Annotated in this window: 17 protein-coding genes; 5 read left to right on the top strand and 12 right to left on the bottom strand. The window is 70.8% G+C overall.

What is annotated here, in order from left to right; translation table 11 throughout:
- Positions 1-32: 32 nt before the first annotated feature.
- On the bottom strand, positions 33-1373 hold the full coding sequence (locus WMK75_RS07570) for an ActS/PrrB/RegB family redox-sensitive histidine kinase (protein ID WP_347267065.1): 1341 nt from the start codon (positions 1371-1373) through the stop codon (positions 33-35).
- Between the two features lie 154 nt (positions 1374-1527).
- Here WMK75_RS07570 and WMK75_RS07565 point away from each other — a divergent pair, with 154 nt between their 5' ends.
- Positions 1528-2076 carry an ActR/PrrA/RegA family redox response regulator transcription factor gene (locus WMK75_RS07565; RefSeq protein ID WP_347267064.1) on the top strand — a complete coding sequence of 183 codons (549 nt, stop codon included), beginning with the start codon at positions 1528-1530 and terminating at the stop codon, positions 2074-2076.
- Between the two features lie 79 nt (positions 2077-2155).
- Entirely contained in the window at positions 2156-2464 is a 309-nt protein-coding gene (locus WMK75_RS07560) for an H-NS histone family protein (protein WP_347267063.1), read from the top strand.
- A 39-nt stretch (positions 2465-2503) separates the two neighbouring features.
- Here the strand turns inward: WMK75_RS07560 and WMK75_RS07555 are convergent, their stop codons facing one another.
- The 3 genes from WMK75_RS07555 to WMK75_RS07545 form a co-directional block, all read right to left on the bottom strand.
- Positions 2504-3112: an HD family hydrolase gene (locus WMK75_RS07555; protein ID WP_347267062.1), complete on the bottom strand. Its 609-nt coding sequence runs from the start codon at positions 3110-3112 to the stop codon at positions 2504-2506.
- 70 nt (positions 3113-3182) lie between these two features.
- Positions 3183-3704, bottom strand: coding sequence for a protein-export chaperone SecB (gene secB, locus WMK75_RS07550; RefSeq protein WP_347267061.1), 522 nt, complete (start codon positions 3702-3704; stop codon positions 3183-3185).
- Between the two features lie 49 nt (positions 3705-3753).
- Complete coding sequence (locus WMK75_RS07545) at positions 3754-4299, bottom strand: FxsA family protein (RefSeq protein ID WP_347267060.1); 546 nt, start codon at positions 4297-4299, stop codon at positions 3754-3756.
- Positions 4300-4410: 111 nt separating this feature from the next.
- Here WMK75_RS07545 and WMK75_RS07540 point away from each other — a divergent pair, with 111 nt between their 5' ends.
- Together WMK75_RS07540 and WMK75_RS07535 are read left to right on the top strand one after the other, a co-directional pair.
- Positions 4411-5067 carry a Tim44/TimA family putative adaptor protein gene (locus tag WMK75_RS07540; RefSeq protein ID WP_347267059.1) on the top strand — a complete coding sequence of 219 codons (657 nt, stop codon included), beginning with the start codon at positions 4411-4413 and terminating at the stop codon, positions 5065-5067.
- A gap of 3 nt (positions 5068-5070) precedes the next feature.
- Positions 5071-5739, top strand: a complete 669-nt coding sequence (locus tag WMK75_RS07535; protein WP_347267058.1) for a Smr/MutS family protein — start codon at positions 5071-5073, stop codon at positions 5737-5739.
- Here the strand turns inward: WMK75_RS07535 and WMK75_RS07530 are convergent.
- The 3 genes from WMK75_RS07530 to hslV all read right to left on the bottom strand — a co-directional run bounded on the left by WMK75_RS07530 (position 5730) and on the right by hslV (position 7934).
- The gene (locus WMK75_RS07530; RefSeq protein WP_347267057.1) at positions 5730-5906 is read right to left on the bottom strand and encodes a PLD nuclease N-terminal domain-containing protein; all 177 of its coding nucleotides are present in this window, start codon (positions 5904-5906) and stop codon (positions 5730-5732) included. The genes WMK75_RS07535 and WMK75_RS07530 overlap by 10 nt on opposite strands.
- Before the next feature lie 54 nt (positions 5907-5960).
- Positions 5961-7268 carry an ATP-dependent protease ATPase subunit HslU gene (gene hslU / locus WMK75_RS07525; protein WP_347267056.1) on the bottom strand — a complete coding sequence of 436 codons (1308 nt, stop codon included), beginning with the start codon at positions 7266-7268 and terminating at the stop codon, positions 5961-5963.
- 111 nt (positions 7269-7379) lie between these two features.
- Positions 7380-7934, bottom strand: a complete 555-nt coding sequence (gene hslV / locus WMK75_RS07520) for an ATP-dependent protease subunit HslV (protein WP_347267055.1) — start codon at positions 7932-7934, stop codon at positions 7380-7382.
- 85 nt (positions 7935-8019) lie between these two features.
- On the opposite strand from hslV, the gene WMK75_RS07515 reads away from it, so the two are divergent.
- Positions 8020-8922: a hypothetical protein gene (locus WMK75_RS07515; protein ID WP_347267054.1), complete on the top strand. Its 903-nt coding sequence runs from the start codon at positions 8020-8022 to the stop codon at positions 8920-8922.
- 21 nt (positions 8923-8943) lie between these two features.
- Here the strand turns inward: WMK75_RS07515 and trxA are convergent, their stop codons facing one another.
- From trxA to tsaE, 5 genes are read right to left on the bottom strand one after another with little or no spacing between them, the layout of a single operon-like run.
- Complete coding sequence (gene trxA / locus WMK75_RS07510; RefSeq protein WP_347267053.1) at positions 8944-9267, bottom strand: thioredoxin; 324 nt, start codon at positions 9265-9267, stop codon at positions 8944-8946.
- A 53-nt stretch (positions 9268-9320) separates the two neighbouring features.
- Positions 9321-12710 (bottom strand): double-strand break repair helicase AddA, encoded by a 3390-nt coding sequence (addA, locus tag WMK75_RS07505; RefSeq protein ID WP_347267052.1) that lies wholly within the window; start codon positions 12708-12710, stop codon positions 9321-9323.
- Positions 12703-15639 carry a double-strand break repair protein AddB gene (gene addB, locus WMK75_RS07500; RefSeq protein ID WP_347267051.1) on the bottom strand — a complete coding sequence of 979 codons (2937 nt, stop codon included), beginning with the start codon at positions 15637-15639 and terminating at the stop codon, positions 12703-12705. Before addB ends, addA begins: the two co-directional genes overlap by 8 nt.
- Positions 15636-16301 carry a nucleotidyltransferase family protein gene (locus WMK75_RS07495; protein ID WP_347267050.1) on the bottom strand — a complete coding sequence of 222 codons (666 nt, stop codon included), beginning with the start codon at positions 16299-16301 and terminating at the stop codon, positions 15636-15638. Before WMK75_RS07495 ends, addB begins: the two co-directional genes overlap by 4 nt.
- A complete protein-coding gene (tsaE, locus tag WMK75_RS07490; RefSeq protein WP_347267049.1) occupies positions 16298-17716 on the bottom strand; it encodes a tRNA (adenosine(37)-N6)-threonylcarbamoyltransferase complex ATPase subunit type 1 TsaE in 1419 nt (472 codons plus the stop codon). Before tsaE ends, WMK75_RS07495 begins: the two co-directional genes overlap by 4 nt.
- Between the last annotated feature and the right edge of the window lie 4 nt (positions 17717-17720).

Below are 17720 nucleotides of genomic sequence, written 5' to 3'. Positions count from 1 at the left end.
CAATTTAAGATGGGGTTAATGGAATTTTCCCGTCAGACGCGAATTTCGGGATTGGGGCCAAGCGGCTCGCGGTCGCTGGTCTCAAGCGCCTCGCGCGGCCAGGTGACCAGGATCTCGGCGCCCGGGCTGCCATTGTCAAAGCGCAGCCGCGCCCCCGAGCGTTCCAGCAGCGCCTTGGCAATGAACAGGCCAAGGCCCATGCCCTCATAGTTGCGCCCGTCCTCCGCCCGGGGGCGGGTGGTCAGGAAGGGGCTGCCGATGCGCGGCAGCAGCGCCGGCGGAAACCCCGGCCCATCGTCCGAGACCCGCACCCAGATGTCACGCTGGTCGGCGCCGGCCTCGACCGTGACCACCCGGCGGGCGAAATCGACGCCGTTCTGGATCAGGTTGCGCAGCCCGTGGATCACCGCGGCATCGCGCTGGATGACCAGATCATCGGGGGCGACCAGCAGACGGATCTCGCTGCCGCGACCCTGATGCGGGGCGGCGGCCTCGGCCAGCACCACCGCCAGCGGCGCCGAGCGGATCAGCAGATCCTCGCGCCCGGCGCTGCCCATGGATTTCAGGATGTCGCGGCAGCGGTCGGCGGACTGGCGCAGCAGCCCGACATCCTCGGCCAGATCCTGCCGTTCGGGCAACAGCTCCGCAAGCTCATCCGCCAGTTCGGTGCTGACCAGCTTGATCGTGGCCAGCGGTGTGCCCAGCTCATGCGCGGCGGCGGCGACGACCCCGCCCAGGTGCTGCAGCTTCTGCTCGCGCTCGAGCGCCATGCGTGCGGCAAACAGCGCATCCGAAGTCGCGGTGATCTCGGCCGCGACCAGGCGGGCGAAGCCGGCAAAGAACAGCGCGCCGATGACGATGGCGAACCAGTGCCCGACCAGCAGCGGCTGGCCGAGGCGCAGCGGCGGATCGGGCGCGAAGGTCAGGGGCTGCGCAAACAACGCCGCCAGCGTCAGCATCAGCAGCGTGGCGGCGCCCAGTGCCAGCAGATGCCGCCCCGGCAGCGCCGTCGCGGCGATGGTCACCGGCGCCAGGAGCAGCAGCGCAAAGGGGTTGGCCAGACCGCCGGTCAGCGCCAGCAGCGTCGCCATCTGCGCCAGATCGAAGCCCAGCTGCCAGGCCGCCTCGCGCGCATGGATGCGGCGGCGCGAGCGCAGGCCCAGCGCCAGGTTCAGCAGCATCGCCATGCCGATCACCGCCAGCACCGGCCCCAGCGGGAAATGCGCGCCGATCAGCAGCGCCGCACCGACTGCGGCAAGCTGGCCGGCGATCGCCACCCAGCGCAGCATGATCAGGATGCGCAGCCGGATCGGCTCGGGCAGAGGCTGGCCGGGCAGCAGGGCAAAGCGGCGGGAAACCAGTCCAAGGGGCATCGGCGGCTCGGGCGAGGGACATGCTTTCGCATTGATAACGGCCCGAGGGGGCGCGTTCAATGCGCCCGCAACTCCCGCCCGCCCGAAAGCGCGGCATTTGACCGCAGGGGCAAAACGTCCTAACTGTCTGGGGAAACACCGGAGGCAAGCCAGCATGACCGAGGAATACGACATCGGCAAGGATCCGAGCCTGCTTCTGGTCGATGATGACGAGATCTTTCTGACCCGGCTGGCGCGCGCCATGGAAAAGCGCGGCTTTGCCGTGACCCGCGCCCTCTCGGTGGCCGAGGCCCGCGGCGCCTTGGCCGGCCAGGCGCCCGCCTATGCTGTGGTCGACCTGCGCCTTGAGGACGGCAACGGGCTGGACGTGGTGGATGCGCTGCGCGAGGCGCGCCAGGATGCCCGCATCGTGGTGCTGACCGGATATGGCGCCATCGCCACCGCGGTGGCAGCGGTCAAGATGGGCGCCGTGGACTATCTCTCGAAACCCGCCGATGCCGATGACATCACCCGCGCCCTGCTGTCGCGCGGCGAGACCCTGCCGCCGCCTCCCGAGGCGCCGATGTCGGCCGACCGCGTGCGCTGGGAACATATCCAGCGCGTCTATGAGCAATGCGATCGCAATGTCAGCGAAACCGCCCGCCGTCTGCATATGCACCGGCGCACATTGCAACGCATATTGGCGAAAAGAAGCCCGAAATAGGATTGCGGCCCGGAATTCGTTTGCATTTCATTTCGGAAGGCAAATATTGGGCCGGCATACCACGACAGGGAAACACAAAATGAGCATCGATCTGGACGCAATGTCGCTTCGCGACCTGCGGGATCTGCGCACGAAAATCGACCGCGCCATTGCCTCGTTCGAGGATCGGCGCAAACGCGAGGCGCTGAATGCCGCCGAGAATGCGGTGCGCGAATTCGGCTTCAATCTGGCCGAGCTGACCGGCACGAAACCGGCCCACGGCAAGGGTGCGGCCAGATATGCCAATCCCGCCAATCCCGCGCAGACCTGGACCGGACGCGGACGCCGGCCGCGCTGGCTTGACGAGGCGCTGGCCGCCGGCCGCAAGCTTGAGGACATGGCGCTTTGACCCGCAAGACCCCCGCGCCAGCCGCAGGGGTCTTTTTCTTCAGCCGCCTGCGTCCATCTCCGCGATGATCGCGGCAAAGCGCGCCAGATAGGCATGGCGGGTTTCGGTCGGCGGCCGCAGGCGGATTTCAAGCCCCCGCAGGATCTGCGGATCCGGCACCGGAAACAACCGGTCGGCCTCGGGCCTTGAGAATCCGGCGATCTGCACCGCCTCCAGCCAGGCCGAGATACGGTCGGCACGCTTGATCGCCCGCTTGACTGCCAGCGGCAGCACCGCCGGCAGGCCGAAACGGCGGTGGATGGCGGCGCTCAGCCGCGCGTCCATCTCGCCGTATTCGCGCCCCATCGCCGCCTTCACCGGCGAGATCATGTCGCCGATGACATATTCGGGCGCATCATGCAGCAGGGCTGCCAGCCGCCAGCGCGGCGCGGCATCAGGGGCCGTGCGCGCGTGGATCTCCTCGACCAGCAGCGAATGCTCGGCCACGCTATAGGCCCAGTCGCCATGCGTCTGGCCGTTCCAGCGCGCGACAAAGGCCAGGCCATGCGCGATGTCGGCGATCTCGATATCCATGGGCGTCGGGTCGAGCAGGTCCAGCCTGCGCCCCGAGAGCATCCTCTGCCAGGCCCGTTGCGCCGGTCGCGCCATGCGTTTCTCCGTGACTGGGGCAGGGCGGGGACATGGCTGCGGGGCCATTGCGGGCCCCGCGCGCCGGCGGTCAGGACAGCGGCTGGTCGGCCGGACGCTCGGCCTGCATGCGGCGGGCGATCTCCTGGCGGTAAAGCGAGACGAAATCCACCGGATCCATGTTGAAGGGCGGGAAACCGCCGTCGCGGGTCATGTCCGAGACGATGCGCCGCACATAGGGAAACATCATGCGCGGGCATTCGATCAGCAGGAAGGCATGCAGCTGGTCCTCGGGTACGCCCTCGACATGAAAGATGCCGCCGTAATCCAGCTCGCACAGGAACAGGGTGGAATTGTCCCTGGCATTGGTCGATTGCACGCGGAACTTGCTGATCACCTCGTATTGATGATCGCCGGGGCGCTTGCGCGCGTCCAGGCTGACCTGCACCGCGATCTCGGGCTGGACCTCGCCGCTGGGCAGGCCCTTCTGCGCCACCGCATTCTCGAAGGACAGGTCGCGGATATATTGCGTCAGGATCTGCAGCCGCACGCCGGGCTGGCCGGCATTCTGGGCTTCGGGCGTTGCCGCACCGTTGGGGGTCTCGTCGCTCATGGGCTTCTCCTCGGAACTGGGGCGCTTCTAGCACCCTGCCCGGCGCCGCTCAATGCCGGGTCCAGCCGGATTTGCCGGGCCGCGCGGCCCCTTGGTCGGTCAGCCCCTCGCGCACCGGCGCCGGCGGGTCGTCCACCACGGTATATTCGCCGTCGATGTCGCGCGGGCCCGGGCGATCGCGCAGCGGATAGTCCGCGTCGTAATCCGCATCCGGGCCAAAGCCCCGCCGACCATGGGACGTGGCAACCACATGCACGCGCGCGGCCATGCGGCGCAGGATCAGCCGCTGCACCCCTGGGATCAGCAACACCAGCCCGACGGCGCTGGTCAGAAGCCCGGGCACCACCAGCAGCATGCCCGCCAGCATCACCAGCGCCGCCTGCGCCATGGGCCGGCCCGGGTCGCGGAACTCCTGCATGGCGCGCTGCATGTCGAGCATGGCCAGCGCCCCCCTGCGGCGCATCACCGCCATGCCCAGCACCGCCGAGCCGATGACCAGCGCGATCACCGGCAGCGCGCCGATCGCGCCCCCCACCTCGATGAACAGCGCGATCTCGACGATCGGCAGGATCACGAATGCCAGCACAAGCCACATGTTGCCTTCCCTCCGGGGCATTGCAAATTCCGGCGCCAAACTGGACTTGGGCCGGGCCGCACCCTACATAAGCATCCTGTATCACCGTTACAAAGATTGTCAGGACCGCCGATGTCGAACCCCCTGCTGCAACTGCTTGTCCTGGCGGCGATCGCCGTGTTCCTGATCCTGCGCCTGCGCGGGGTCCTGGGCACGCGCGACGGGTTCGAGCCGCCGCGCCTGCCCGAGCAGCCCAGCCAGCGCCAGCGTTTCGACGTGATCGAGGGCTCGGCCGAGCAGGGTGACAGCGACATCACCGACCATGTCGAGGCCGGCAGCCCGATGATCCGCACCCTGACCGAGATGAAGCGCGCCGAGCCCTCCTTTGCGCTCGGCCCGTTCCTGACCGGCGCGAAATCCGCCTATGAGATGATCCTGATGGCCTTTGAGCGCGGCGACCTGACCGAAGTGCAGGCCTTCCTTGCGCCGCAGGTGGCCGATGCCTTCGAATCGGTGGTCTCGGACCGGCGCAGCCGCGGCCTGGTGACCGAGGCGCAATTTCTCGGCACGCGCGAGACGGCGCTGGCGGCGGCCGAGTTCAACCCCGGCACCGGCATGGCCGAGCTTTCGGTCCGCTTCGTCGGCGAGATGATCGCCGCCACCCGCGACGCCCAGGGCAATGTCGTCGAGGGCGATCCCAAGGCGGCGCGCAAGCAGCGCGACACCTGGACCTTTGCCCGCCGCATGGGCCAGGACGACCCGAACTGGCAGCTCGTCGCCACGGCCTGAGCCATGGCGCGGCGACGCCGGCTCTCGGCCGAGGAGGAGGCGCTTTGGTCGCGCGTGGCGGCGACTGCCCAGCCGCTGCACCCGGCGCGGCCAGATCCGCTGCCTGCTCCGCCGCCCGCCGAGCCTCCGGCCCGCCCGACAGCCAAGCCCTCGCTGGCCAAGCCCTCATTGGCCAAGTCCTCGATGGCCAAGTCCCGGCCCGCACCCGCGCCGCTGTTGCCGCCTGATCTGCGCATCACCGGCAAGGCCGGGCGCAGCGCGACCCGCATCGACCTGGCGCCCGCCGCCCCCGAGGTGCTGCGCGGCGCCGCGCTGCGCATGGATCACAAGACGCACAGGCAGATGACCCGCGGCAAGGTGGCGCCGGATGCGCGCATCGACCTGCACGGGCTGACGCTGAGCGCCGCGCAGCCGGTGCTGACGCGCTTTGTCCTGCAGGCGCATGCCCAGGGCCGGCGGCTGCTGCTGGTGATCACCGGCAAGGGCCGGCAGGGCGACAGCTGGGCGCCGCTGCCGATCCGGCCCGGGGCGCTGCGCCACAATGTGCCGCATTGGCTGGGCGCGCCGCCGCTGGCGGGCGTGGTGCTGCAGGTGCGGCCGGCGCATCGCCGCCATGGCGGCGAGGGCGCCTATTATGTCTATCTGCGCCGCCGGCCCGGCGATCAGCCGTAATCGGCCTTGGGTCCGGCGAACCACCAGATGATCAGCCCGATCACCGGCAGGAAGGCCACCAGCAGCACCCACAGCAGCTTGGTCCCGGTCGATTCACTGGTGTTGATGATCGAGGCGATGGCCCAGACATCCAGCGCGAAGATGATGACGCCCAGCAGAAGGTTCATGCCCGCCCCCGTCCTTTCGTCGGGACATAACGGCGAAGGCGGGCAGCGGTTCCCTTACAGGACGTAGCGCGACAGGTCCGAGGAGCGCGCCAGATCGCCCAGATGCTTCTCAACGAAGGCGGCATCGACGCTGATGCGCTCGCCGGATCGGTCGGGGGCGGTGAAGGACAGTTCCTCGAACACCCGCTCGATCACCGTGTAAAGCCGGCGCGCGCCGATGTTCTCGACCGCGCCGTTCACCTCGGCGGCGATGCGCGCCAGGGCCCGGATGCCGTCCTCGGAGAAGGTGACCTCGACGCCCTCGGTCGCCATCAGCGCGGTATATTGCCGGGTCAGGGCGTTGTCGGTCTCGGTCAGGATGCGGATGAAATCCTCCTCGGTCAGGGCGCGCAGCTCGACGCGGATCGGCAGCCGGCCCTGCAGTTCCGGCAGCAGGTCCGAGGGCTTGGCGATGTGGAAGGCTCCGCTGGCGATGAACAGGATGTGGTCGGTCCGGACCGGCCCGTATTTCGTCGAGACGGTGGTGCCCTCGATCAAGGGCAGCAGGTCGCGCTGCACACCCTCGCGCGAGACATCGCCGCCGCGCGCGTCGCTGCGCGCCGCCACCTTGTCGATCTCGTCGATGAAGACGATGCCGTTTTCCTGCACCGATTCCAGCGCCGCCGCCTTGACCGCCTCGTCGTCCAGCAGCTTGTCGGCCTCTTCGGCAATCAGCAGCTCATAGCTTTCCGCCACGGTGACCTTGCGGCGCACCCGGCGCCCGCCGAACGCCTTCAGCAGACCCGAGAGGTCCATCATGCCGCCCATGCCCTGACCGGGCTGGCCGGGCATCTCCATCATGCCGAAGGGGCTGGAATTGTCCTGCAGCTCCAGCTCGATCAGCTTGTCGTCCATCTCGCCGCGCTTGAGCTTGTCGCGAAACATCTCGCGCGTCTGCTCGCGCGCGCCCTCGCCGGCCAGGGCGGCGAGCACGCGATCCTCGGCGGATTTGTGGGCGCGGGCCTTGACCTCCTCGCGCATGCGCTCGCGCGTTTCGATGACGGCGGCATCGGCCAGGTCGCGGATGATCTGTTCGACATCGCGCCCGACATAGCCCACCTCGGTGAACTTGGTCGCCTCGACCTTCAGGAAGGGGGCGCGGGCCAGTTTCGCCAGCCGGCGCGAGATCTCGGTCTTGCCGACGCCCGTGGGGCCGATCATCAGGATGTTCTTGGGATAGACCTCGTCGCGCAGGTCGTCGGCTAGCTGGCGCCGCCGCCAGCGGTTGCGCAGCGCCACCGCCACGGCGCGCTTGGCCTCGCGCTGGCCGATGATGAAACGGTCGAGTTCGCTGACGATCTCGCGCGGGGTCAAGTCACTCATGTTCTGCCTTTCCTGTCGCGGGCAGGGGCCGTGGCCCAGGGCTGCCCAGATATGCCGGGGGACGCGCGGCGGGCCCCGTCGAGGGGCCCGCCGCGCGGGGGCCAGGCCCCCTCAGCCCAAGATTTCGACCGTCAGATTGCCATTGGTATAGACGCAGATGTCGGCGGCGATCGCCATGGCCTGGCGCGCCACTGCCTCGGCGTCCAGATCGCCCGACATCAGCCCGCGCGCCGCCGCAAGGGCGAAATTCCCGCCCGAGCCGATGGCGGCCACGTCATGTTCGGGTTCCAGCACGTCGCCCGCGCCGGTCACCACGAATATGTCGCGCCCGTCGGTGACGATCAGCATGGCCTCGAGGTTGCGCAGATACTTGTCCATGCGCCAGTCCTTGGCCAGATCGACGCAGGCGCGCGCCAGCTGCCCTGGCGCCGATTCCAGCTTTTTCTCCAGCCGCTCGAGCAGGGTGAAGGCATCGGCGGTCGAGCCAGCGAAACCCACCACCACGTCATGGCCGCCCGGGGACAGCTTGCGCACCTTGCGCGCCGTGCCCTTCATCACCGTCTGCCCGACGCTGACCTGGCCATCGCCCGCCACCACGACCTTGCCGCCGCGGCGCACCGCCAGGATCGTCGTGCCGTGCCAGCCGGGAAATCTGTCGTCGGACATGCCTGTGCTCCGTTTCTGTCTGGCCCGTCAGATATGGGCGCCAGGGGGCTTTCGCAAGCCGGGGCCGGCGATTAGCCTGCCGGCCATGAACGATGCCCGGGTGCTGCGCGTCTATCTGGAAGGCTCGATGCTGGCCGGCGCGCGCGCCGGCAGCTTCAACTTCGCCAATGTGCTGAAGGCCGCGGTCGAGGGCGCAGGCTGGCGGCTGGAATGGCACGAAACCGGAAGGCTTGCGCGGCTGATGGCGCCATGGCGCCGGGGGCATGCGCTGTTTCACCTGCAGGCGCCGACGCATGGCCGCGCCCTGACCTTGCGCCGCGCCTATCACTATCCCTTCTGGCAGATCGAGCCCGTGGCGCAGCGCTGGCGCTTTGCCGTGGCGCGGGCCCGCTTCGACGCGCAGGCGATCGACCCGGACGCCGCCCGCGCCTTTGCCGCCGGGCTGCGCGCCCGCGTCCTGCCCGGGCCAATGCCGGGCCGGGGCGATGCGGTGCTGGTGCCGCTGCAGGGCCAGATCCGCCGCCGCCGGTCATTCCAGTGCATGAGCCCGATCGACATGCTTGCCGCCGTCTGCGCCAGCGGCCGGCCGGTGATCGCGACGCTGCATCCGAAGGAAAGCTACCGCCCTGCCGATCACCGCGCGCTGGCGCGGCTGGTGGCGCGCCACCCCAACCTGCGCATCGGCGGCGACAGCCTGCGGGCGCTGCGCGACTGCGCCTTCGTGGCCACGGAAAACAGCGCCCTCGCCTTTGACGGCTATCTGCTGGGCAAGCCCGCGGTGCTGTTCGCGCAGATCGACTTTCACCACATCGGGCTGAATGTCGCCGAGTTGGGCGCCGAACGCGCTCTGGCCCTGGCCGAGAGCCACACGCCCGAATTCGAACGCTATCTGTTCTGGTTCCTGCAGCAGCAGGCGATCAATGCCGCGCGCCCCGATGCCGGGGCGCGCATCCTTGCCACCCTGCGCGGGCATGGCTGGCCGATCTGACCGCCGCCCGCGCGCGGGGCATCAGATCGATTCGTCGATCCAGGCCTTCAGCGCCGCCTTGGGCGCGGCGCCGATCTTGTTCGAGACCACCTTGCCGTCCTTGAACAGGAACAGCGCCGGAATGCCGCGCACGCCCAGCGCCGCCGGGCTTTCCGGGTTCTCGTCGACATTGACCTTCACGATCTTGACCCGGCCGGCATATTCCGCCGCCAGTTCCTCAAGCGAGGGGCCGATCTGGCGGCAGGGGCCGCACCATTCCGCCCAGAAATCCACCACGACCGGGGTCGGGGACTGACGAACCTGACTGTCGAAATCGGCGTCGGAAACGGCTTGGGTCTTGGCCATCGGGCTTCTCCTGCTAAGGGCCGGCGACGCCGGCTGGGCACATGGGGCAACAGCTAGGCATGGCCGGGGCGGGGGTCAAGGCCCGCCAGCGCCCGGTCCAGAACCGCATCGGGCAGCGCCATCAGGCTGCGTGTCGCGGTCCACAACACCATGATCTCGACGCGATGCCCGGGCCAGATCTGGCGCAGCGCAGCGCGATAGGCCGCCATCTGGCGCAGGATGCCCGGGGGCGTGTCCTCGGGGCGGGCAGGAACCTCGCGGTTCGACTTGTAATCCACGGCCAGCAGGCGGGTCTTTGTGATCACAAGCCTGTCGATGGCACCCGAGACCATGCCGATGCCGGGAATGGGCGCCACCAGCGCCAGTTCCGTCAGCACCTCGGCCGCCGCGGGCAGGTGAAAGACCTCAGCCAGATCGGGCGCCGCGATCACCGCCCGCGCCTCTGCCAGCAGCAGCGCCAGATCGGCGTCAGCTGGCAAGCCGCCCTCGGCCGTGGCCAGGATGTCGCGCGCCCGGGCCGGCCATTCGCCGGGGGCAAGGCCCGGAAGCTGTTCCAGCAGCAGGTGCAGCCGCGTGCCAAACAGCATCGCGGCGGCACCGTCGCCCGCGCCGCCGGCCAGCACCTTGGAGCCGCCCAGCGCCGTCGCCGGCACCGGCCGGTGCCTGGGCGGCAGCGCCGGAGGCGGCGCACGCAGCCAGCCGGGCGCGGCAAGCGGCGCGGCCTGCGACAGCACCGGCTCGGGCGCCTCGCTGGGCCAGTCGCCATGGCTGAGGCGCCGGATCTCGCCGCCAAAGGGCGCGGGCAGGCGGGTCTCGCTCAGGCCATGCCCGGGCAACTCGTTGCGGTCAAAACCCGCTTCGACCAGCGCGTGCCAGCTGTCCTCGGCCTCGCCGGTCTCGCCGGCGGCGGCGACGATCAGCCAGCTTTCCGCCCGCGTCAGCCCGACGTAAAGCAGCCGCTTGCGTTCCTGCAGCTGCCGCGCCGTCTGCGCAGCCGCCAGATCCTCGACGGTATCGGGGCGCTCGTCCTTTTTCCCGCGCCACAGGGCCATGCCGTCCGGGCCGGGCAGCACCTGGCCCTCGCGCGGGGGGCGGCGTTTGCCGGCATCGGGAATGATGACCACCGGGCTTTCCAGACCCTTGGAGCCATGCACCGTCATCACCCGGATCAGCCCCTGGCCGTCCTCGCCCGCGCCGCCGGGCTGGCGGCGCACCTCGACATCGTCGCCTTGCAGCCAGACCAGAAACCCGGTCAGCGAGGGCGTCTCGGACCCCTCATAGCCCAGCGCCTGCGACAAGAGCTCGTCGATGCCGTCCTCGGCCTCGGGACCAAGGCGGGCCAGCAGCCGCTCGCGCCCGCCGTGGCGGATCAGCAGGCGCTGGATCAGGTCGTGCGGGCGCAGGAAGCCGGTCTGGCCCATCAGGTCCGCCAGCATCGCCACTGCGGCGCGATGGCCGGACTGGCGCAGCCGCCGCCACAGGTATTCGCCCGGTCCGCGCCCCGCCGCCAGGCGGTAAAGCTCGGCCTCGCTCAGCCCGACCAGCGGCGAACGCAGCACCGCCGCCAGCGACAGGTCGTCCTCGGGCGTTGCCAGAACCGCCAGCAGGGCGCGGATGTCCCTGACCGCCAGTTCCCCCGCCAGCTTCAGCCGGTCGGCGCCGGCCACCGGCAGGTTCTCGGCCTTGAGCGCGGCGATGATTTCCGCGAACAGCTCCGAGCGGCGCTGGACCAGGATCAGCACATCGCCGGCACGCACCCGCCGCGTGCCGCCGTGTTTCGTGCCCGGCAGCGGCTGGCCCAGCATGTCGCGGACGCCGTGGGCGATGGCGCGGGCCAGTTGCACGATCTCGGAGTTCTCGGCCGGCTGGTCCACCGGATCGCTCCAGTCGCCTGGCTTGGGCCGCTCGGGGCGGGGGATGGCCGGCCACAGATCGACGCGGCCCGGCATCTCGCCGAAAAAGGCCAGATGCTGTGGCTGTCCGCCAAGGCCGCGGGCAACATCGCCGGCAAAGACCTGATCGACCAGCCCGAGGATCGCGGTCGAACTGCGGAAACTGTGGCGCAGTTCCTCGATCTGCATCGGATTGCCCGCAGCCCTGAAGGCGGCGGCAAAACCCGCCCGGCGCGCCTCGAACACGGCGATGTCGGCGCCCTGGAAGGAATAGATCGACTGTTTCGGATCGCCGACCACGAAAAGGCTGCGCGATCCGGGCGCGCGCGCGCCCTCTCCGGCGGTGAATTCGTCGCTCAGCCGCTCGATCACCTGCCATTGCGCCGGGCTGGTGTCCTGGGCCTCGTCGACCAGGATGTGGTCGATGCCGCCGTCCAGCCGGAACAGCACCCATTGCGCCATGCTGCTTTCCGACAGCAGCCGGGCGGTGCGCTCGATCAGGTCATCGAAATCCAGATGCCCGCGCGCCGCCTTTTGCGCGCGATAGCGGTTCAGGAATTCATGGCCGAAGCGGTGCAGCGACAGGGTCTTTTGCGCATGGGTCAGCGCGATGCGGCGCGGGCGGGCGGCCTCGACGCGCGCCATCAGGATCGCGAGGTCGTCGGTCAGTTCGGCGCAGGACCCGTTGCGCAGCGCCTTGGTCGGAAAGCTGTCGTATTTGGCGCTGAACGGCGCCTTGGCGCCGGCGCCGGTCAGCAGCACGCCTTCGAGGATCGCCAGTTCCGCCAGCCCCGGCCGCGTCCAGTCGCCGGGCGCCAGTTTCGCCGCCGCCTTCTGGTCGGTGCTGCCGCCCCTTGACAGATGCGGGATCAGCGCCGGCACGACCAGCGCGCCATCGGCGAAGGTTTCGGCCAGCAGCCCGGCCATGTCCTCGCCCGGCGCCAGGCCGCAGGCGCGCCAGATCGCCGGCCGGTCGGCGGGGGCATCGAAACCTCGCAGGCCGGCCAGGAAGGCGTCAAGCCTTTCGCCCGAATGCAGCGCCAGCAGGTCCTCCAGCACCGGATGGCCCTCGCGCGCCATGTCCTCGATGATCTCGGCGCGGATCAGCGCGGCGCTGCGGTCGTCCAGTTCGGCAAAGCCATGCGGCACGCCGGCCTCGATCGGAAAGCGGCGCAGCACGCCGGCGCAGAAGCTGTGGATCGTCTGCACCTTCAGCCCGCCCGGGGTCTCGATGGCGCGGGCGAACAGGCGCCGCGCGGCGGGCAGGTCGGGCGCGGCACCCTCGCCCAGCAGCGCCAGTTCCGCCAGCAGCCGGTCCTCGGGCAGCATGGCCCATTGCCCCAGCCGCGCCAGCAGGCGGTTTTGCATCTCGGTCGCGGCGGCCTTGGTATAGGTCAGGCACAGGATGCGCTCGGGCGCGGTCCCGGCCAGCAAGAGCCGCGCCACCCGGTCGGTCAGCACCCGCGTCTTGCCCGAACCCGCATTGGCCGTAAGCCAGGTCGAGCGCAGCGGGTCCGCCGCCCTGACCTGCGCCTGCGTCGCCTCATCCATCGCCGATCCTTTCCGGGGTCGCGGGCCGGGTCGCGTCCCATTCGCCATGCCGCGACAGGTGGTCGTAATCGCTGGCCTGGTCCGTGCGTTCCATGGCGAGGCGCGCGACAAAGCCGCGCTCGCCGGAAAGATAGCGCCCGATCAGCCGCACGAAGCCCTGCCAGGTGCTTTCGGCCAGGGCGGGGTCAAAGCTGCGCGGCTCGGTCCGGCCCTCGCCGCCCAGCTGCACATAGCTGATGCCCGCGACCTCGGCCGCGCCCAGCGCGCGAAAGGCGCCATGTTGCACCATCGCCGCCTCAAGCGGCAGCTGCTTGTCGAAATGCGCGATCTGCGCGTCGGTGGGCGGCTTGCCGGACTTGTAGTCATAGACCTGCACCTGCCCGTCCGTCAGCAGGTCCAGCCGGTCGGGGCGCGCGATCAGGCGGAAGTCCTGCCCCGGCACCGACAGTTCGGCATAATCCTCGATCACCACCGGCCGGCCGGTCGCCAGGCGCGCCGCCTCGTCGGCCAGCAGCCGGTCGGCGATGCCGGCGATGCGCGCGCGCCAGAACAGCCGCGCCGAGGGCCAGGGCAGCTCGGCCAGCGCCGCATCGCTCGCCGCCAGCAGCCGCGCCTTCATCGCCTCGGGGGCCTCGGGCAGATCGGGCAGGCCGCGCAGGAAGGCGTCCATGATCGCATGCAGCACCGTGCCGCGCTCGGCTGCATCCGGCAGCGGGCGCAGCGGCTCCAGTGCCGACAGGCCCAGCACGCGGCGGGCATAGACGGCATAGGGGTCGCGGATCAGCGTCCTGACCTCGGTCACCGACAGCTGCCGCAGCGCCGGCGCGGGCGGGATCGGCGCCGGGCGCGGCGCCGGTGGCAGGGTCTGGCGCGGCCGGCCCTGCAGCGCCGCCAGGTCCAGCCAGTATTGCCCGCGGCCGCGCATCATTGCCAGCGCCTGCGGCCCCTGCTGCCCGGGCAGGCCGGCCAGCAGGTTCACCAGCCGGTTCAGCCAGCGCGAGGGGATGGTCTCGGCCTCGGCATCGCGGCGGGCGCGCGTCAGCACCACCTCGGCGGCGCCGACCGCCTGCTGGAAATCATGCGCCGAGAGTCCGACCCGGCGTTCCGGCAGCGTCAGCCCCGCCGCCAGCCGCATCGGCCGCGACAGCCAGGGATCGGGCGGCAGCGCCTGCGGCCAGCCGCCCTCGTTCAGCCCCGACAGGATGACCAGGCCGGCATCCGGGCCCGCGGCCTCGGTCCGGGCCTCGCGCGGGCCGCGAAAGCGCACCAGCGGATGCGCCGCCACGTCCTGGCGCACCGCCTGGGCCTGCAATTCCTCATGCAGCAGGTCGCGGAATTCGCTGGCGCGCAGGTCGTGGCCCAGCGCCGCGTGATCGGCCAGATGGTCCAGCACCGCGCGCGCCAGCCCCCCCGCCGCCGCGCCCCACAGTTCGGATGCCGCAGCATCGCCGCCCGGCCCCGCCGCCAGATCCTCGGCCAGCGCGCGCAGGTCCTGGACGCGCGCCGCCAGGGGGCGCGAGCCGCGATCCTGCGCCAGCGGCAGGATCCGTTCCAGCAGCCCGGCCAGCCACAGGGCCCAGGTCTTGCGCGTCCGGTCGCCGCGCCCGGCCCAGTCGCGCAGCGCAGCAGCGTCGGGAAAGGCCGGGCCGTGCCGGCGCAGCTGCAGTTCCAGATCGCGGCTCTGACGGTTGTGCTCGCGCCGGAAATCCGCGCCCAACCCGGTCGCCGTCACCGGATGCTTGAGCAACACCAGCAGCCCGTCGATCATCAGCTCGGCTCCGAACAGATCCGCGACATGGCGCAGGAACAGCCCGGGCGCGGTCAGCGGCAGGGGCTGGCCGGCGGAATCGTCGGGGATGATGCCCCAGCGGTCCAGCGCCGAGTGCACGCGTCGGGTCAGCATGCGGTCGGCGGCGATCAGGGTCACCGGCCGGCCCTGCTCGAGCGTGGCGCGGATGAGCAGTGCCACCGCCTCGGCCTCCTCTCCGGGTCGGGCGGCCTCGATCAGTGTCAGGCCCGCCGTCGCGGGCGGCAGCGGACCCAGCGCCGGGCCTTCGGTGATCCACTGATCCGTCACCGGCGCCGGGCGCAGCGCCAGCGAGATCAGCCGGTTGCGTGCCGGGTCGGGCGGCGCCTGCGCGATCCAGGCGGCGGGCGGGCCGAATTCCGCCAGAAGCGGGGCATAGCGGGCCTGCGGGTGGTCCTCGGCCCGCAGGTCCAGCCCCTGCCAGACCGCCTGCGGCAGGTCGGCGTCGAACCCCGGGAGCACCACCGCCCCCAGGGGCAGGCGGGCGACGGCGCGGATGAATTCCCGCGTCGCCCCGTGCGAGCCGGTCGAGCCGGCGACGATCACCGGCCCGTCCGGCAGATCCTCGCCCCGCGCCCAGGCCGCGGCCAGCGAAGCGCCCGCGGCGCGCTGGCGCGATTCGCGGTCCTGCGGCGGGTCGGACAGGTAATAGCCGGCGGCGATCTTCAGGAAGGCCAGCGAACGGCCCCAGTGCTGCGCGTGATCGCGGGCGTCGATGCGCGCCAGCGCCGTCGCGTCCAGCCCCTCGAGCTGCATCTCGGCCATCAGCCCGGCCAGCGAGGCGGCCAGTTCGGGCACCGACTGCCCCTGCGCCAGATCGGGCTCGGCGGTCAGCGCCGCGTCGATCAGCCGGCCCAGTTCCAGCCGCCGCGCCAGCGGCGCCGTGGCCCCGCCGCCCAGATCCGCCAAAAGCCGCAGCCGCGGCAGCACCAGCGGCCCGCGCCAGATCAGCGCCTCGCGCAGCGCCATGAGCGACTGGCCGGAATTGGCATAGACCGTGACCCGCGCCATGTCCTGCGGCGGCCGGTCCCGCAGGCGCGCGATCAGCCCCTCGGCCAGGGCGCCGGCATAATCCGCGCCGCAGGGCAGGGCAAAAAGGCCGTTCTGCCAGGCCCGGCTCACAGCAGCGCCTCGGCCAGCGCGATGCAGTCGGGCCGGCCCAGGTCGCACCATTGCCCCGCATGGACCAGGCCATGCGCCCGGCCGCCGGCGATCAGCAGATCCCAGAGCCGGTTCAGCGAAAACACCTCGCCGGGGATTTCCGCCAGCCGATCGGGGCGGATGATCTGCGCCCCGCCATAGACCAGATCGCCGCCGCGGCTCAGCCGCCCGGCCGTATCAAGGCCGAAATCGCCGCCGCCCCGGCGGCCATGCGTGCACACCAGCGGCACCAGCATCAAGAGCGCATCCATGTCCTCGCGCCAATGGGCCAGCAGCGCCGAGACCGGGTTCGGCCCGGTCCAGACCGCATCCGGGTTCAATGTGATCACGGGCCCCGGACCCAGCAGCGGCAGCGCCTTGCGCAGCCCGCCGCCGGTTTCCAGCAAAAGCCCGCTTTCGTCCGAGACGGCGATGCCGCGCCCGGCGATGTGATCACGGATCTGCCCGCCCAGATGGTGGATGTTCACCACCACTGGCCCGGCGCCCGCCTCTGCCGCCAGCGCCAGCGCCCGGTCAAGCAGGGTCTGGCCGCCGACGCGGATCAGGGGCTTGGGCGTCACATCGCTGAGCGGCGCCATGCGCGTGCCCTTGCCGGCGGCAAAGACCATCAGGGGCAGACTCATGCGCTGGCGATCCTTTCGATGATGGCGGGGGTGGGCGCCGGGATGCCCTGCAGTGCCGCGGCCAGCGGCGCCAGCGCCGGATGCTCCAGATCGCGGCGGATGGCGGCCCAGACGCGCGGCATCATCGCCAGATAGCGCCGCTTGCCGTCGCGCTGCGCCAGCCGGGTAAAGATGCCCATGATGCGCAAGCCACGCTGCGCGCCCAAAAGCGCATAGGCGGCGCGGAAACGCCCTTCGTCCACGCCGGTCAGCGCGACATAGCGCGCGATCTCGGCGGCCTCGATCCCGGGGGCCACGTCGCGGCGCGCATCCTGCAGCCCCGAGACCAGATCATAGGCCGGATGCACCGCCACCGCGTCCTGGAAATCCAGCAGGCCCAGCGGCGCGGCGCCCTGCCAGATCAGGTTCTCGGCATGGAAATCGCGCAGGCCAAGCACCGGCGGCTGGTCGGCGCATAGCTCGGCATGCAGGGCCTCGATGGCCGCGGCCACCGCGCCGCCCTTGCCGGGGGTGCCGGCGGCGGCGGGATAGTATTCGGCGAACAGCCCGACCTGGCGGGCCAGTTCCGGCCCGTCCAGCCGCAGCACGAAATCCGGCGCCCCATGGCCATGCAACTCGACCAGCAGATCGGTCATCCGGCCATAGATCTGCGGCGCCAGGCCGGGCCGCTCCGCCAGCACCCGCGCCACCAGATCGTCGCCCAGATCCTCAAGCAGCAACAGCCCCTCGACCTGGTCGGCGGCGAGGATTTCCGGGGCGTGAAAGCCGCGCCCGCGCAGCCATTGCGTCATGGTGACATAGGAATCGGTGGTGCCGGGGGCGGCATCCATCAGCACTGCGCGTCGCTCGCCGTCAAGAAGCCGGAAATAGCGCCGCGACGAGGCGTCGCCGGCCAGGGGCGCCAGCCGCGCCTGCGCCCAGCCGGCGCGGTGGATCAGCCGCACCATGGCCGGCAGCCGTGCCATGGCGCCCCAGCGCGGCTCGGCCCCGGCCAGGGTGATACGGCGCAGGTCCGGATCCTCTGCCTGCGGCTCAAGCCCCAGCAGCAGCGGATCGGGCAGGCGGCCGCCGTGATCCGGCCATTCGACCAGCACCACGGCATCGCGCATCGCCTCGTCCAGACCCAGTTCCACCAGCTCGTCGGGATGGGTCAGGCGGTAAAGATCGGCATGCCAGATCTCGGTCCCCATCGGGTCGGCATAGGTCTGGACCAGGGTGAAGGTGGGGCTGGGCACCTCCTCGGCCGCCTCGCCCTGGCGGGCGCGGATGAAGGCGCGGGCGAAATGCGTCTTGCCGGCGCCGACCGGACCCTGCAGCGCCACCACGTCGCCGGGCCTCAAGATCGCCGCCATCACCCGCGCCAGGCAGGCGGTCATCAGGGCATCGGCATGCTCAAGCGTGGCGATCAGGGTCATGGCA

Origin of the sequence: Paracoccus sp. (in: a-proteobacteria), assembly GCF_039808215.1 — a bacterium.
GTDB lineage: Bacteria > Pseudomonadota > Alphaproteobacteria > Rhodobacterales > Rhodobacteraceae > Paracoccus.
This window is presented reverse-complemented; position numbering and strand designations above follow the sequence as displayed.

Bases quoted from the DNA above. Each gene is read 5' to 3' on its own strand.
- WMK75_RS07570 (WP_347267065.1), bottom strand. From the start codon at position 1,373: ATGCCCCTTGGACTGGTTTCCCGCCGCTTTGCCCTGCTGCCCGGCCAG.
- WMK75_RS07565 (WP_347267064.1), top strand. From the start codon at position 1,528: ATGACCGAGGAATACGACATCGGCAAGGATCCGAGCCTGCTTCTGGTC.
- WMK75_RS07560 (WP_347267063.1), top strand. From the start codon at position 2,156: ATGAGCATCGATCTGGACGCAATGTCGCTTCGCGACCTGCGGGATCTG.
- WMK75_RS07555 (WP_347267062.1), bottom strand. From the start codon at position 3,112: ATGGCGCGACCGGCGCAACGGGCCTGGCAGAGGATGCTCTCGGGGCGC.
- secB (WP_347267061.1), bottom strand. From the start codon at position 3,704: ATGAGCGACGAGACCCCCAACGGTGCGGCAACGCCCGAAGCCCAGAAT.
- WMK75_RS07545 (WP_347267060.1), bottom strand. From the start codon at position 4,299: ATGTGGCTTGTGCTGGCATTCGTGATCCTGCCGATCGTCGAGATCGCG.
- WMK75_RS07540 (WP_347267059.1), top strand. From the start codon at position 4,411: ATGTCGAACCCCCTGCTGCAACTGCTTGTCCTGGCGGCGATCGCCGTG.
- WMK75_RS07535 (WP_347267058.1), top strand. From the start codon at position 5,071: ATGGCGCGGCGACGCCGGCTCTCGGCCGAGGAGGAGGCGCTTTGGTCG.
- WMK75_RS07530 (WP_347267057.1), bottom strand. From the start codon at position 5,906: ATGAACCTTCTGCTGGGCGTCATCATCTTCGCGCTGGATGTCTGGGCC.
- hslU (WP_347267056.1), bottom strand. From the start codon at position 7,268: ATGAGTGACTTGACCCCGCGCGAGATCGTCAGCGAACTCGACCGTTTC.
- hslV (WP_347267055.1), bottom strand. From the start codon at position 7,934: ATGTCCGACGACAGATTTCCCGGCTGGCACGGCACGACGATCCTGGCG.
- WMK75_RS07515 (WP_347267054.1), top strand. From the start codon at position 8,020: ATGAACGATGCCCGGGTGCTGCGCGTCTATCTGGAAGGCTCGATGCTG.
- trxA (WP_347267053.1), bottom strand. From the start codon at position 9,267: ATGGCCAAGACCCAAGCCGTTTCCGACGCCGATTTCGACAGTCAGGTT.
- addA (WP_347267052.1), bottom strand. From the start codon at position 12,710: ATGGATGAGGCGACGCAGGCGCAGGTCAGGGCGGCGGACCCGCTGCGC.
- WMK75_RS07495 (WP_347267050.1), bottom strand. From the start codon at position 16,301: ATGAGTCTGCCCCTGATGGTCTTTGCCGCCGGCAAGGGCACGCGCATG.
- tsaE (WP_347267049.1), bottom strand. From the start codon at position 17,716: ATGACCCTGATCGCCACGCTTGAGCATGCCGATGCCCTGATGACCGCC.